This is a genomic window from Arthrobacter sp. Y81 (genome assembly GCF_002929335.1).
Classification (GTDB): Bacteria; Actinomycetota; Actinomycetes; order Actinomycetales; family Micrococcaceae; genus Arthrobacter.
Genome location: NZ_PJIL01000001.1, coordinates 123,773 through 138,837, shown reverse-complemented (window position 1 = coordinate 138,837; position 15,065 = coordinate 123,773). Strand labels below are relative to the sequence as shown.

10 protein-coding genes are annotated in these 15,065 nt (G+C 63.2%); 2 read left to right on the top strand and 8 right to left on the bottom strand.

The features are described from left to right. Positions 1-83: 83 nt before the first annotated feature. From CXQ91_RS00675 to CXQ91_RS00665, 3 genes are all read right to left on the bottom strand, one after another. Positions 84-3,983, bottom strand: coding sequence for a DNA-directed RNA polymerase subunit beta' (locus tag CXQ91_RS00675; protein WP_104172026.1), 3,900 nt, complete (start codon positions 3,981-3,983; stop codon positions 84-86). Between the two features lie 120 nt (positions 3,984-4,103). Further along, a complete protein-coding gene (gene rpoB, locus CXQ91_RS00670; RefSeq protein ID WP_104172025.1) occupies positions 4,104-7,619 on the bottom strand; it encodes a DNA-directed RNA polymerase subunit beta in 3,516 nt (1,171 codons plus the stop codon). A gap of 322 nt (positions 7,620-7,941) precedes the next feature. Next, positions 7,942-8,421 (bottom strand): hypothetical protein, encoded by a 480-nt coding sequence (locus CXQ91_RS00665; protein ID WP_104172024.1) that lies wholly within the window; start codon positions 8,419-8,421, stop codon positions 7,942-7,944. Positions 8,422-8,646: 225 nt separating this feature from the next. On the opposite strand from CXQ91_RS00665, the gene CXQ91_RS00660 reads away from it, so the two are divergent. Together CXQ91_RS00660 and CXQ91_RS00655 are read left to right on the top strand one after the other, a co-directional pair. Then, a complete protein-coding gene (locus CXQ91_RS00660; RefSeq protein ID WP_104172023.1) occupies positions 8,647-9,846 on the top strand; it encodes an acetyl-CoA C-acetyltransferase in 1,200 nt (399 codons plus the stop codon). Next, complete coding sequence (locus tag CXQ91_RS00655) at positions 9,846-10,346, top strand: aminoacyl-tRNA deacylase (protein ID WP_104172022.1); 501 nt, start codon at positions 9,846-9,848, stop codon at positions 10,344-10,346. The genes CXQ91_RS00660 and CXQ91_RS00655 overlap by 1 nt, the downstream gene beginning before the upstream one ends. 162 nt (positions 10,347-10,508) lie before the next feature. Here the strand turns inward: CXQ91_RS00655 and rplL are convergent, their stop codons facing one another. The 5 genes from rplL to CXQ91_RS25170 all read right to left on the bottom strand — a co-directional run bounded on the left by rplL (position 10,509) and on the right by CXQ91_RS25170 (position 14,653). Continuing rightward, a complete protein-coding gene (rplL, locus tag CXQ91_RS00650; RefSeq protein WP_104172021.1) occupies positions 10,509-10,886 on the bottom strand; it encodes a 50S ribosomal protein L7/L12 in 378 nt (125 codons plus the stop codon). A gap of 80 nt (positions 10,887-10,966) precedes the next feature. After that, a complete protein-coding gene (gene rplJ, locus CXQ91_RS00645; RefSeq protein WP_104172020.1) occupies positions 10,967-11,557 on the bottom strand; it encodes a 50S ribosomal protein L10 in 591 nt (196 codons plus the stop codon). 329 nt (positions 11,558-11,886) lie between these two features. Then, entirely contained in the window at positions 11,887-12,999 is a 1,113-nt protein-coding gene (locus CXQ91_RS00640; protein ID WP_104172019.1) for a GNAT family N-acetyltransferase, read from the bottom strand. An 8-nt stretch (positions 13,000-13,007) separates the two neighbouring features. Next, a complete protein-coding gene (locus tag CXQ91_RS00635; RefSeq protein WP_104172018.1) occupies positions 13,008-14,132 on the bottom strand; it encodes a GNAT family N-acetyltransferase in 1,125 nt (374 codons plus the stop codon). Next, positions 14,114-14,653, bottom strand: coding sequence for a hypothetical protein (locus CXQ91_RS25170; protein ID WP_258073771.1), 540 nt, complete (start codon positions 14,651-14,653; stop codon positions 14,114-14,116). Before CXQ91_RS25170 ends, CXQ91_RS00635 begins: the two co-directional genes overlap by 19 nt. Between the last annotated feature and the right edge of the window lie 412 nt (positions 14,654-15,065).

Genomic DNA, 15,065 nt, shown 5'->3' with positions numbered 1-15,065 from the left:
CGGCCCTGGCCCAACGGAAAAGGCCCCGCCCCGCTTCCGCTGTTTCCAGCGGAGCGGGTCGGGGCCTGACGACGAACTAGCGGTTAGCGGAAGTCGCTGCCGAGATCGTAGTCATCCAGCGGGATGGCGTGGAACTCAGGAGCTCCGTCGCCGCCCAGGGTGTCGTAGGAGAAGTCGCTGAATGCGCTGGGACCTGTGAACAGGTTGGCCTTTGCTTCTTCAGTCGGTTCCACCGTGACCTCCGTGTAGCGCGGGAGACCCGTGCCGGCGGGGATGAGCTTACCGATGATGACGTTTTCCTTGAGGCCGAGCAGCGGATCGCTCTTGCCTTCCATGGCCGCCTGCGTCAGGACGCGGGTGGTTTCCTGGAAGGAAGCTGCGGACAGCCAGGACTCGGTGGCCAGGGATGCCTTGGTGATACCCATGAGCTCAGGACGTCCGGAAGCCGGAGTCTTGCCCTCGGACACAACACGGCGGTTGGCGTCTTCGAAGCGGCTGCGCTCGGCCAGCTCCCCGGGGAGCAGGTCGGATTCACCGGACTCGATGACCGTGACGCGGCGCAGCATCTGGCGAACGATAACCTCGACGTGCTTGTCGTGGATACCGATGCCCTGGCTGCGGTACACGCCCTGGACTTCGTCCACCAGGAACTTCTGTGCAGCACGGGGGCCCATGATGCGCAGAACCTGCTTGGGGTCGACCGGACCGTTGATGAGCTTCTGGCCCACCGTGACGTGCTGGCCGTCTTCAATCAGGAGGCGTGAGCGGCGCAGGACCGGGTAAGCGATCTCTTCGCTGCCGTCATCCGGAGTGATGACCAGGCGCATCTGACGCTCGGACTCTTCGATGGCGATGCGGCCGGCTGCTTCTGCAATCGGTGCGACACCCTTCGGAGTACGTGCTTCGAAGAGCTCCTGGATACGGGGCAGACCCTGGGTGATGTCGTCGCCACCGCTGGCGGAAACAGCACCACCGGTGTGGAACGTACGCATGGTCAGCTGGGTACCCGGCTCACCGATGGACTGTGCGGCGATGATGCCCACGGCCTCGCCGATGTCCACGGTCTTGCCGGTGGCCAGCGAACGGCCGTAGCACAGGGCGCAGGTGCCGACGCTGGACTCACAGGTGAGTACGGAGCGGACCTTGACCTCGGTGATACCGGCTGCGAACAGTTCGGCAATGACGACGTCGCCGCAGTCGGTGCCGCCGGCAGCCAGGACCTTGCCCTTGGAGTCAACGACATCCACGGCCAGGGTACGGGCGTACGCGCTGTTCTCAACGTTCTCGTCCAGCACCAGCTCGCCGTTGGCGTCAGCCACGGCAATCGGAGTGACGAGGCCGCGCTCGGTGCCGCAGTCCTCTTCTCGGACGATGACGTCCTGCGAGACGTCCACCAGACGACGGGTCAGGTAACCCGAGTTGGCGGTACGCAGGGCGGTGTCAGCCAGACCCTTACGGGCACCGTGCGTCGCGATGAAGTACTCCAGCACCGACAGGCCCTCACGGTAGGAGGACTTGATCGGACGCGGGATGATTTCACCCTTAGGGTTGGCCACCAGGCCACGGATACCCGCGATCTGACGAACCTGCATCCAGTTACCACGTGCACCGGAGGACACCATGCGGTTGATGGTGTTCATCGGCGACAGGTTGTCGCGCATGACCTGGGCGATCTCGTTGGTTGCCTTGTTCCAGATCTCGATCAGTTCCTGGCGACGCTCGTCGTCGTCGATCAGGCCCTTGTCGTACTGGCCCTGGATCTTGGCAGCGCGCTCTTCGTAACCGGCAAGGATGACCGGCTTCTCGGCCGGAACCTCGATGTCGGAGATAGCAACGGTGACGCCTGAACGGGTGGCCCAGTAGAAACCGGCATCCTTCAGGTTGTCCAGCGTTGCCGCGGTAACAACCTTCGGGTAGCGCTCGGCGAGGTCGTTGACGATGCGGGACAGTTCGCCCTTGTCAGCAACAGCCTCAACCCACGGGTAGTCCTCGGGCAGGGTCTCGTTGAAGATGACCTGGCCCAGGGAGGTCTGGACGAGAGCGGTCTGACCCGGCTCCCAGCCTTCCGGAGCTTCCCAGCCGGCGTACGGGACGAAGCCCTCAAGACGGATCTTGACCTGGGAGTTCAGGTGCAGCTCGTGCAGGTCGAACGCCATGATGGCTTCCGAAACCGAGGAGAAGATTCGGCCTTCGCCAGCTGAACCGACACGCTTGGTGGTCAGGTGGTAGAGACCGATGATCATATCCTGCGAAGGAAGCGTCACCGGGCGGCCGTCAGACGGCTTCAGGATGTTGTTCGAGGACAGCATCAGGATGCGTGCTTCAGCCTGGGCTTCGGGGCTCAACGGCAGGTGCACTGCCATCTGGTCACCGTCGAAGTCAGCGTTGAAGGCGCCACAAACCAGCGGGTGCAGCTGGATTGCCTTACCTTCCACCAGCTGCGGCTCGAACGCCTGGATGCCGAGGCGGTGCAGGGTAGGTGCACGGTTCAGCAGCACTGGGTGCTCGGTGATGATCTCTTCGAGAACGTCCCAGACCTGCGGACGGTAACGCTCAACCATGCGCTTGGCTGACTTGATGTTCTGGGCGTGGTTGAGGTCAACCAGGCGCTTCATCACGAACGGCTTGAAGAGCTCCAGTGCCATCTGCTTCGGCAGGCCACACTGGTGCAGCTTCAGCTGCGGACCGACAACGATAACCGAACGGCCGGAGTAGTCGACGCGCTTACCCAGGAGGTTCTGGCGGAAGCGGCCCTGCTTGCCCTTGAGCATGTCGCTCAAGGACTTCAGCGGACGGTTGCCCGGTCCGGTGACCGGACGGCCACGGCGGCCGTTGTCGAAGAGGCTGTCAACAGCTTCCTGAAGCATGCGCTTCTCGTTGTTGACGATGATCTCCGGAGCACCCAGGTCAAGCAGGCGCTTGAGACGGTTGTTGCGGTTGATCACGCGGCGGTAGAGGTCGTTGAGGTCGGAGGTCGCGAAGCGGCCACCGTCCAGCTGGACCATGGGGCGCAGTTCCGGCGGGATCACCGGGACGGCATCCAGCACCATACCGAGCGGGCTGTTGTTGGTGGTCAGGAATGCGTTGACAACCTTCAGTCGCTTCAGGGCACGGGTCTTGCGCTGGCCCTTGCCGTTGGCAATGATGTCGCGCAGTGAGTCCGACTCGGCCTGCATGTCGAAGTTCTCAAGACGCTTCTTGATGGCCTCGGCACCCATGGAGCCTTCGAAGTACATACCGTAGCGGTCGCGCAGCTCGCGGTACAGGCCTTCGTCACCTTCGAGGTCGGCGACCTTCAGGTTCTTGAAGCGGTCCCAGACCTGCTCGAGGCGCTCGATGTCGGCATCGGCGCGCTTACGCACGTTGGCCATCTGACGGTCCGCGGAATCGCGGGCCTTCTTCTTGTCGGCAGCCTTGGCGCCTTCGCCTTCGAGACGGGCAAGCTCGTTCTCGAGATCGCGGGCGATCGTGGCGATGTCGGAGTCGCGGTTGTCGACCAGCTGCTTCTTCTCGATGTCGTGCTCAACCTGCAGGTTGGGCAGTTCTTCGTGACGGCTGTCGGCGTCGACGCTCGTGATCATGTAGGCAGCGAAGTAGATGACCTTTTCGAGGTCCTTCGGTGCCAGGTCAAGGAGGTAGCCCAGGCGGGACGGAACACCCTTGAAGTACCAGATGTGCGTGACCGGGGCGGCCAGCTCGATGTGGCCCATGCGCTCACGGCGGACCTTTGCACGGGTGACCTCAACGCCACACCGCTCGCAAATGATGCCCTTGAAGCGCACGCGCTTGTACTTGCCGCAGTAGCATTCCCAGTCGCGGGACGGGCCAAAGATCTTCTCGCAGAAGAGGCCGTCCTTCTCGGGCTTGAGCGTGCGGTAGTTGATGGTTTCCGGCTTCTTAACCTCGCCGTAAGACCAGCCACGGATGTCTTCCGCGGTGGCGAGGCCGATCTGCATGAGGCCGAAGGAGGATTCGCTGGACATATGGTCCCTGTTCTCTCTTGTTCTCTAAATTCTGAAGTCTTGGGTTACGGGAAGAGGGAGGTGACTTACCGGGAAAAGTCAGCGCGGCGGGGCCGCTTGCTTTTCCCGGTAAGTCCCCTGCTAAACCTCTTCTACGGAACTGGGCTCTGCACGAGACAGATCGATGCCCAGTTCTTCCGCAGCCGTGAAGACTGCGTCATCAGAGTCACGCATTTCAATTGTGGTTCCGTCCGTGGAAAGCACTTCCACGTTCAGGCACAGCGACTGCATTTCCTTGATCAAGACCTTGAAGGACTCAGGAACGCCCGGCTCGGGGATGTTCTCGCCCTTGACGATTGCTTCGTAGACCTTCACACGACCGTGGATATCATCCGACTTGATCGTGAGGAGTTCCTGGAGCGTGTAGGCGGCGCCGTAAGCTTCGAGCGCCCACACTTCCATTTCACCGAAGCGCTGGCCACCGAACTGTGCCTTACCACCCAGCGGCTGCTGCGTGATCATGGAGTACGGGCCGGTGGAGCGTGCGTGGATCTTGTCGTCCACCAGGTGGTGGAGCTTCAGGATGTACATGTAGCCGACCGAGATCGGATCCGGGAACGGCTCGCCGGAGCGGCCGTCAAACAGGCGGGTCTTGCCGGATGAGTTGATCAGTCGGACACCGTCGCGGGTCACGTTCGTGGAATCGAGCAGGCCCGTGATTTCCTCTTCACGCGCACCGTCGAAGACCGGCGTTGCAACAGTGGTCGAGCCACTCTCGCGCGGCAGGTTCGGCAGCTGCTTGACCCATTCGGGCTCGCCTTCGATCTTCCAACCGGTCTTGGCAACCCAGCCGAGGTGCGTTTCGAGCACCTGGCCGACGTTCATACGGCCCGGAACACCCAGCGGGTTCAGGACGATATCAACGGGGGTACCGTCGGCAAGGAAGGGCATGTCTTCGATCGGGAGGATCTTGGAGATAACACCCTTGTTGCCGTGACGGCCGGCGAGCTTGTCGCCGTCGGTGATCTTGCGCTTGGCGGCCACGTAGACGCGGACCAACTGGTTGACGCCCGGGGGCAGTTCGTCGTCGTTGTCGCGGTCGAAGACGCGGACGCCGATGACGGTGCCGGACTCGCCGTGCGGAACCTTCAGGGAGGTGTCGCGGACTTCGCGGGACTTCTCACCGAAGATGGCACGCAGCAGGCGCTCTTCCGGGGTCAGTTCGGTTTCACCCTTCGGGGTGACCTTTCCGACCAGGATGTCGCCGGCTTCAACCTCGGCACCGATGTGGATGATGCCGCGCTCGTCCAGGCCAGCCAGGACTTCCTCGGACACGTTCGGGATGTCACGGGTGATTTCCTCGGCACCAAGCTTGGTGTCGCGGGCATCGATCTCGTGCTCCTCGATGTGGATGGAGGAAAGAACGTCCTCGGCAACAATGCGCTGCGAGAGGATGATGGCGTCCTCGAAGTTGTGGCCTTCCCATGACATGAATGCCACGAGCAGGTTCTTACCGAGGGCGAGTTCACCCTGGTCCGTTGCCGGGCCGTCAGCGATGATGCCGCCGACCTCCAGGCGCTGGCCTTCGCTCACCAGGACACGGTTGTTGTAGCAGTTGCCCTGGTTGGAGCGTGCGAACTTGTTGATGCGGTAGTTGGTTTCCGTACCGTCATCGTTGAGCATGATGACCAGCTCGGCGGAGACCTCGGTAACCACACCGGCCTTCTTCGCGATGGTGACATCACCGGCGTCGACGGCGGCGGCGCGCTCCATGCCGGTGCCCACGAACGGGGCCTCGGAACGGACCAGCGGCACGGCCTGGCGCTGCATGTTGGCACCCATGAGTGCGCGGTTAGCATCGTCGTGCTCGAGGAACGGGATCAGGGCGGTAGCCACGGACACCATCTGGCGCGGGGAAACGTCCATGAACTCGACGTCGGCGGCGGGAACCAGCACGGGCTCGCCTCCACCACCACGGGCGCGGACCAGGACGGTCTCTTCGGCGAACTTCTTGTTCTCGTCCAGCGGAGCGTTGGCCTGTGCGATCAGGACCTCTGCTTCGTCGTCGGCCGTCAGGTACTCGACCTCATCGGAAACGACGCCCTCGGACACGAGACGGTAAGGAGTCTCGATGAAGCCGAAGGGGTTGATGCGGCCGTAGGAAGCCAACGAACCGATCAGACCAATGTTAGGGCCTTCAGGAGTTTCGATGGGGCACATACGTCCGTAGTGGGACGGGTGAACGTCTCGAACTTCCATGCCTGCACGGTCACGGGACAGACCACCCGGGCCAAGCGCGGACAGACGGCGCTTGTGGGTCAGACCCGACAGCGGGTTGTTCTGGTCCATGAACTGCGACAGCTGGGAGGTTCCGAAGAACTCCTTGATGGCTGCCACAACGGGGCGGATGTTGATCAGCGTCTGCGGCGTGATGGCCTCGACGTCCTGCGTGGTCATACGCTCGCGGACAACGCGCTCCATACGGGACAGGCCGGTGCGGACCTGGTTCTCGATGAGCTCGCCGACGGCGCGGATGCGGCGGTTGCCGAAGTGGTCGATGTCATCGATCTCAACGCGCAGCTCGTGGTCCTGGCCGTCGCGCTTGCCCGTGAGGGTCTTCTCGCCGGCGTGCAGTGCAACCAGGAACTTGATCATTGCAACGATGTCTTCAACGTGCAGGACCGAAGCTTCCTTGTCACCAAGGGAGCGGTCGATGCCCAGCTTGCGGTTGATCTTGTACCGGCCGACCTTGGCCAGATCGTAGCGCTTGGAGTTGAAGTACAGGTTGTCCAGCAGGGACTGGGCAGCCTCGACGGTGGGCGGCTCGCCCGGTCGCAGCTTCCGGTAGATGTCCAGCAAGGCGTCTTCGCGGGTTTCGGTGGCGTCCTTCTCCAGCGTTGCGCGCATGGAGTCGTACTGGCCGAATTCTTCGAGGATCTGGCCTTCGGTCCAGCCGAGGGCCTTCAGCAGCACCGTGACGGACTGCTTGCGCTTACGGTCAAGGCGCACGCCGACCTGGTCGCGCTTGTCGATCTCGAGCTCGAACCAGGCGCCGCGGGACGGGATGATCTTCGCAGTGAAGATGTCCTTGTCGCTGGTCTTGTCAGCGGTGCGCTCAAAGTAGGCGCCCGGGGAACGGACCAGCTGGGAGACAACGACACGCTCGGTGCCGTTGACGACGAAGGTGCCCTTCTCGGTCATCAGCGGGAAGTCACCCATGAACACGGTCTGCTGCTTGATTTCGCCCGTGTTGTTGTTCATGAATTCGGCTTTAACGTACAGCGGAGCCGAGTACGTAGCGTCCCGGTCCTTGCACTCAGCCATGGTGTATTTGGGGTCAGCGAACTCCGGGTCGGAGAAGCTCAGGGACATGGTGCCCTGGAAATCCTCGATCGGGGAGATCTCTTCGAAGATGTCAGACAGACCGGAGCTAGTGGCGACACTGAGGTCGCCTTCTTCGACGGCCTTCGCAACGCGTGCCTGCCAGCGTTCGTTTCCGACCAGCCAGTCGAAGCTGTCCGTTTGCAGGGCAAGCAGATTCGGAACGTCAAGAGGTTCGTGAATCTTTGCGAATGAGAGCCGGCGAGTGGCACCATCGGTGCTGTCGGCATTGATAGCGGTAGCGTTGTTTACATTAGAGGTGCTCGAGGCGACCAAGAGGGATCCTTCCACAGACCTTCAGGCGTTTTCAGATCTCCCCCGTTGAAAGCCCTGCAGAATGACTCCGCAGTGCTACCAGTCCGGTTCCGCTATATGACCCGGGACCCAGGCTGTCCATGATGTTGCACGTCTCGGACGGCACGTCGATGGATCAGCTGCTAGGCAAAGCCCACCGCTATATGAAGGCTGAAGGTAAACAGGGAAGACGCAAATATCTACGATACGGCAAAACGGCGTACGTGTCTACCCCACTTCCCCGGTTATTGCAAGCACCGTTGCCGAAGGCACCTAATTGGCCGCAGCCCCCGGCCTGCGTCCCCTACAGCCTGAGCGTCACGCCCGCTGCGGTGCATTCGCCCGCGTTGGCGAACACCGCATCGCGGACTGCATCCTTTGACTCCTGCTCGGGCTTGCCGCCGGTATCAACTGCCGAGGAATGGTCTATCGCAAGGACCTTGAGCGACGCGAACAGACCCACCAGGTTCCCTGTCACAGTGTCTTGGGCGTCGTCAGCGGCCAGGTAGATGTCTTCGTAGGCGTTCGAATCGTTCTGGATCGCCTTGTAGTCGGCGTAGAGGGAGTTGAACGTCTCGCACGCTTCCTTCACACCGGAGGTTCCGGCCGCGGACGCGGACTTGGAAGCCGGCTTGGAGGCCGACGGCGACGGTGCAGGCGCGCTGGACGTTTCCGTTTTCGGCGCGCTGGTTTCTGTTCCGGAACCGCTGTCGGGTCCTGTGGCAGCGCAGGCGGTGAGCCCGGCCATGCCAGCGAATGCCACGACTGCAAGTATCTTCTTCATTTGAGCTCCTGTTTCCCCACAACGTCCTCACCTGCACGGACATATCCGAGGGGAGTATCCGTCCCCAACCCTACCCAGCTGTTTCAGCGTCCGCACGGCGGCAGCATGGGCAGTTGTATCCATCCACGGCGCGGAATGGACGCCGCCTCGGGTGCGTTTGAATGGATAGGTGATTCGGCTCACGATAGCCTTGGCGTACATCGTCACAGATCGGAAGAGATAACCATGAGCAACTCCGCAGACGACAACGATGTTGTCATCCTCGCCGCGGCCCGCACGCCGCAGGGCCGCCTCAACGGCCAGCTGGCCAGCTTCACGGCGGTGGAACTCGGGGCGCATGCCATCAAGGCGGCCCTCGCCGCCAGCGGCGTCGGCGCAGACAAGGTGGACGCGGTGATCATGGGCCAGGTCCTGCAGGCCGGAGCCGGCCAGAACCCGGCGCGGCAGAGCGCCATCGGTGCCGGCATCGGCTGGAACGTCCCCACGGTCACCATCAACAAGGTGTGCCTTTCGGGTCTCACGGCAGTAATTGACGCAGCCCGCATGATCCGCAGCGGCGATGCCGCCGTCGTCGTCGCCGGAGGCCAGGAATCCATGACCCGGGCACCGCACATCCTGCCGGGTTCCCGGCAGGGCTGGACCTACGGGGCCATCCAGGCGCTGGATGTGGCGGCGCATGACGGCCTGACCGATGCCTTCGACGGTCACTCCATGGGCCTCTCGACGGAAAGCAAGAACCTGGTCCTGGGCATCGACCGGACGTCGCAGGACAACGTGGCCGCACAGTCGCACCAGCGTGCCGCGCTGGCGGCAAAGAACGGCGTCTTCGACGACGAGATCGCACCGATCAGCGTCAAGCAGCGCAAGGGCGACCCCATCGTTGTCTCCACCGATGAAGGCGTGCGCCCCAATACAACGGTCGAGTCGCTGGCCGGCCTCCGTGCCGCCTTCGTCAGCGACGGCACCATCACGGCGGGGAACTCCTCTCCCCTGTCCGATGGCGCCTCGGCCCTGGTGCTGACCACCAGGAAATTCGCGGAGGACAACGCCCTGGACTACCTTGCGGTGGTGGGCAAGCCTGGCCAGGTGGCCGGCCCGGACAACTCGCTGCACTCGCAGCCGTCCAACGCCATCAGGAACGCCCTCGACCGTGCGGGGTGGACCACCGAGGATCTCGACTTCATTGAGATCAACGAGGCCTTCGGTTCAGTTGCCGTCCAGTCGCTCAAGGACCTCAAGTACCCGCTGGAGAAATGCAACATCCACGGCGGCGCCATCGCCCTGGGGCACCCGATCGGTGCGTCAGGTGCGCGCCTGGCCGGACATGCCGCCCACGAGCTGAAACGCCGGGGCACCGGCAAGGCCGCCGTTTCCCTCTGCGGCGGCGGAGGCCAGGGCGAGGCCCTCCTCCTGTACCGGGACTGATGGCGGCCGCATCGGCAGGCGTGGCTGGCGGCGCAGGCAGGGCACGGTTCCTTGCCGACGCCGCCGTGCGGGGCCTCGACGTCGAAATAGTGGAGCGGCTTGCGGCCAGGAGCCTGGAGGAGGCCGCCGGCATCCTGGGCATTACGCCGGCGGACATTGTGAAGTCCCTGGTGGTGAAGCACAAGGACGGCAGCTTCCTCTTTGCTTTGATACCCGGCGACCGGCAGATCTCCTGGCCCAAGCTGAGGGGGCTGGTGGGGGTCAACAAACTCTCGCTGCCGCCGGCCGACGTCGCCCTGGAAGCCACGGGCTACGAACGCGGCACCATCACGCCGCTGGGGAGCACCACGCCGTGGCCGGTGTACGCGGACCGGACCATCACTGGGAGGCGCATTTCCATGGGCGCCGGGGAACATGGCTACAGCGCGTTCGTGGACGCCGATGCGTTGACCACTGCCCTGGACGCCGTGGTCGCGGACATCAGCGACCCCGTGGGCTAAGTCCCGCCCGCCCAACTGACTCGCAGTTAACGTCGTCATTCCCCCGTTTCACGACGTTAACTGCGAGTCAGTTGGGTTAAACGCGGGAAACCCCGCCCACCGGAGTGGACAGGGTTTCCCGGAGCCGTACGGAAAGCTGGAAGCCTTCCGGAGCAGAGAGTGTTACTTGACGGTAACGCGGGCGCCGGCAGCTTCGAGCTGATCCTTGGCCTTCTCTGCAGCTTCCTTGGTGACGCCTTCGAGGACGGCCTTCGGAGCGCTGTCGACAACGTCCTTGGCTTCCTTCAGGCCCAGGGAAGTGATGGCGCGAACTTCCTTGATCACTGCGATCTTCTTGTCGCCAGCAGCTTCGAGAACGACGTCGAATTCGGTCTGCTCTTCAGCTTCTTCAGCGGCGCCGCCACCGGCGGGGCCGGCAACAGCAACAGCAGCAGCGGTAACTTCGAAGGTCTCTTCGAAGAGCTTGACGAACTCGGAGAGCTCGATGATGGTCAGTTCCTTGAAAGCTTCAATGAGCTCTTCGTTGGTGAGCTTCGCCATGGTGTGGCGTCCTTCCTATAGGTGGTGCTTGGCGGCCTGGGCCGTTGCCTTCGCACCGGAGTCTGGTTTGAAAGAGAAAGTTAGTTCTCTTCGGTGGCTGCGGCTTCGGCCGGAGCTTCGGTCTCTGCTGCTTCTGCGGCCGGGGCTTCTTCAGCGGCGGGCGCTTCGGCTGCCGCCGGTGCACCGTTCTCTTCTTCAAGCTTGAGGCGCAGGGCGTCAATGATGCGTACAGCGGCGGCGGCAGGAGCCTTGAGGATCCCTGCAACCTTGGCGAGCTGCAGCTCGCGGGACTCGAGTGCTGCCAGGGCAGCAACTTCGCTGGCGTTCAGTGCCTTGCCCTCGAAGTAACCGGTCTTGATAACCAGCTGCTTGTTGGTCTTGGCAAAATCCGTCAGGCTCTTGGCCGCTGCAACTGCGTCACCCTTGATGAACGCGATTGCAGTGGGGCCGGCGAGCTGACCGTCGAATGCTTCGACACCAGCTTCCTTGGCTGCAATGGCGGTCAGGGTGTTCTTGACGACCGAGAACTTGGTGTCCTGGCCGAGAGAAACACGCAGCTGCTTGAGCTGTGCAACAGTGAGCCCACGGTATTCGGTCAGGACAGCGGCGTTCGATTCCTTGAAATCGTTAGTGATCTCAGCTACTGCTGAAACCTTTGCAGGCGTTGCCATAACCCTCCTTCCGGGGATAGTGCCGGTATACCGGGTCCCCGCTCAGGTGAGCTAAAACTAAAAAACGCCCCGCGCAGATGCACGGGGCTTGGCTCAACACAGTTTAACCGCGGAGCTTTGCTTCGTTCACCTGCGCCGGCCGCCCTATGTTCAGGGTCCTTCGTCCGAAAACCCACTGGCTCTCCCGCACACAACTGCAGTATTGAGCAATGCTCAGGAGAGTGGATTTCCAACAACCGACGGTCTTTGGTAGTTCAAGCTTACGGGCAACGCGGCCCGTACTCCAAATCGGTCGCCATTCGGGAGGCGAGGCTGCTGCCCAGCGTCGCTCAGCTGCTGCTCGGCCCGAAGTCCGGGAGGTCCTTCTGCCAGATTCCCGTGACACCTGCAGTGGTGAAACCCAGCTGCTGGTTCACCTTGAGCAAATACCGGTTCTCCGGAGCGTTCCACGTGTAGATGACCCTGGCATCGGGGAACTGCTCCGTAAGGCGTTCCATGTTGGCCACCTTGATCAGCAGGCCCAGCTTGTTGCCCCGGTGTTCCTGCATCACCACCGTGTCGTCCTGGAACACCACGTCCTGCCGCTGGGACAGCACGCTGATGGTGGTCAGCCCCACCAGCATTCCGGTGGCGATGTGCTCGACGGCGGTGACCACCGTGCGCCGTCCCTGCGCGATGGTGGCCTCTTCAGCTTCCCTGATCATGGCGCCGTCGAACACCAGCTGCTCTTCGGTCCTCGACGACGGTGTGGTGTCCTCACCTGCCTGGTTTTCCAGCGCGGCCACGGCTTCGAGCCACTGGTCCGGGCACCTGTCCGTCCAATGATGCAGGCGGTAGCGGCCCGCGTTGGCCTGCTCGGCTTCCTCCTCCAGCTCCGCGACCAGCTTGCTGTCCAGCGGCAGCAGGCACGAACTGAACTGCTCGATGTGCTGCAAGGTGTATCCCGTCTTGCGGGCAAACTCCACTTCCCGGCTGCCCAGCGGCACAAAGCCCAGGCCTGAGCCGGGGACCAGCTGGTCGTCGATGGAGCTGTTCAGCGAAACGCCGGGATGATTGGTGTCGATCAGGATCATGGTCCGTCCTTCGCCCCGGGCAAACTGCTCTGCAGCCTCCAACAGCTGGCGTCCGACGCCTTGGCGCTGGAACTCCGGCAGGATATCCAGCGTGAACTCAGCGTGGTCGAGGTTGTCGGCCAGGGGCAGGGCAATATCCACCGCGCCCACTATGTCGCCGTCGATCTTTGCAACGAGGATGACTTGGCGTTCGTAGGGGTCGGCAAGTTCGAGGAGCTTTTCAAGCGGGGTGTAGGCGAGGTCGTCGCTCCCCCACGTTTGCATCCGCACTTTGCGGCCAACTTCGACGGCGGCCAGGAAATCGGCGCTGTCGGGCCCGTCCAGGGAATCGGGAATCCAGAGTTGTTCGATCCGTACGTCTTGAGCCATAAAGGGCGTCATTCCAGTCGTTTCTGCCACTCACCTTCAAAGCCAGCGGGCTTGAATCCAAGCGAAATATTTATCGCCAGCATATGCCGGTTTTCGCTGGCATTCCACGTAATGACAGACCCGGCGGCAGGGCAGACCTCCTGGGCGCGCCGGAGGTTTGCGATCTTGGCCAGCATGCCCAGGCGGTGGCCGCGGTGCGGTCCTGCCACCAGCGTGTCCTCCTGGATCAGCGTACCGGGCCGCTCCGGCCGGTAGCTCAGCACCGTGTAGGCCGCCAGTTCCCCCGTGCCTGAGTGCTGCACCGCGGCCACGAGCGAAGCCACGCCGCCGCGCTGCCAGCTTTGTTCCGCCTCCCGAACCCTCGGCGCGTCCCATTCCTCGGCTTCTGCTTCCAGGCCCGCCGTCGGCACATCTGCACTCATCCGGCCCTTCAACACTGCATAGGCGTCCACAAGGGTGTCCGGACATCGGCCTTGCCAGCCCACCACCCGGTAGCCGCCGGCATGCGCCCTGGCGTCAGCCTCCAGCCTGTCCAGCAGGCCGGGGTCAACCGGCAGCGGAAGCCTGCTGGATCTCTCCACTTGCTCCAGTTCGTAGCCGGAGGCCAGCGCGAAACGGGTTGAGGCGAGATTCAGCGGAAGTCCACCGCTCCCCGATTTCGCCGGCAGTTCCAGATTGTCGGACTCCGACGCCGCCCGCCCGGCCTGCGGCAGCACAGGCTCCTCGCAATAGCCTTCAAATACCCGGCGCCCTCGCTGTTGGGCCGTTTCCTCGGCGACCGCCAGCAGGCGCCGGCCAATCCCCTGCCGTCGGTATGCTGCGGCAACCACCACTTCGATCCAGGCCGCGGCAGTGTTCTCCTTGAGCGGCAGCACCACCGAGCAGGTTCCCACCGGCACTCCATCCAGTGTGGCCAGGAACTGCAGGCGTTCTTCGTACTCGCTGCCCCGCCAATATTCCTGGTCCTCCCGGAGGGTGGAAGCGCGGTCCAGGTTTCCCCACTGGTCCAGATGGTGCATGTCCCGGATGGCACGGCATGCCAGCAGGCCAGTGGCACGTTCGGTCCCCTCGTCCCCGGGCCGCGGGATGGGGACGGCGGTGATGGCCGGGCCGCTCACAGCGTCTTCTGCCATTCGCCGTCGTACCCCGCGGGACGGAACCCGAGGGCCACGTTGATGGCCAGCATGTGGTCGTTCTCGGCGGCGTTGAACGTGACGATGCGCTCCACGTTGGGGTAGCCGGTGAGCAGCCGGCGGATGTTGAGGATCTTGACCAGCATGCCCAGGCGGTGACCGCGGTGGTGACTGGCCACCAAGGTATCGTCCTGGTTCGCCAGCCAGGGTTTCCGGTCCGATACCTGAAGGACCGAGTACGCGGCCAGTTCACCCGTTCCGCGGTGCCGGGCGCTTGCCACGAGGGAGTCCAGGCCTGCCTGCTTCCACGTATTTTCAACATGGCGGACCCGCGCCACGTCCCAGGTTTCCTCGTCGTAGCTGAGACCGCCGGCGGGGGTGTCCGTGCTCATGCGGGCCATGAGGACCGCCAGTTGGGCCGTGTACTCGTCGGGACAGCTGTCGGTCCAGTACAGCAACTCATAGTGCTCCCCCGCCTTGGCCCTCCGCGCGAAACGGACGCACCGTGCTTCTGCCGGCACTCCTCCGGTACCCGTCCCGGGCTTGAGCAGCCGGGGATCCTCGACATCGAAGTCCGCCGGGTGCTCGGTGAAAGTCTGCAGCGTGGTGCAGCCGCGTGGAGCAGCGCGGTGTGGACGTTCTCCTGGAGCCCGAACCGGATCCAGGATCTCCCCACCATGCGTCCGTCCACCCGAACGAAGAAGAGCCGCAACTGGGTGTACGGGCTGTCACGCCAATACTGGAGCCGCGCTTGTGCCGGTGACGAACGGTCCGGGTTCCCCCAGGTCTCAAGCACCAGGGCATCGCTGAGTTCGCCGAATTCCAGGAACTGTCCGCCATCCGGGGCATCGAGGGACGCGGGCAGGACGAGGGGTTCTATGAGGTACGGCGCTGCATTCACGGGGACAGCCTAACCGCCGTGGAGACCGCCGC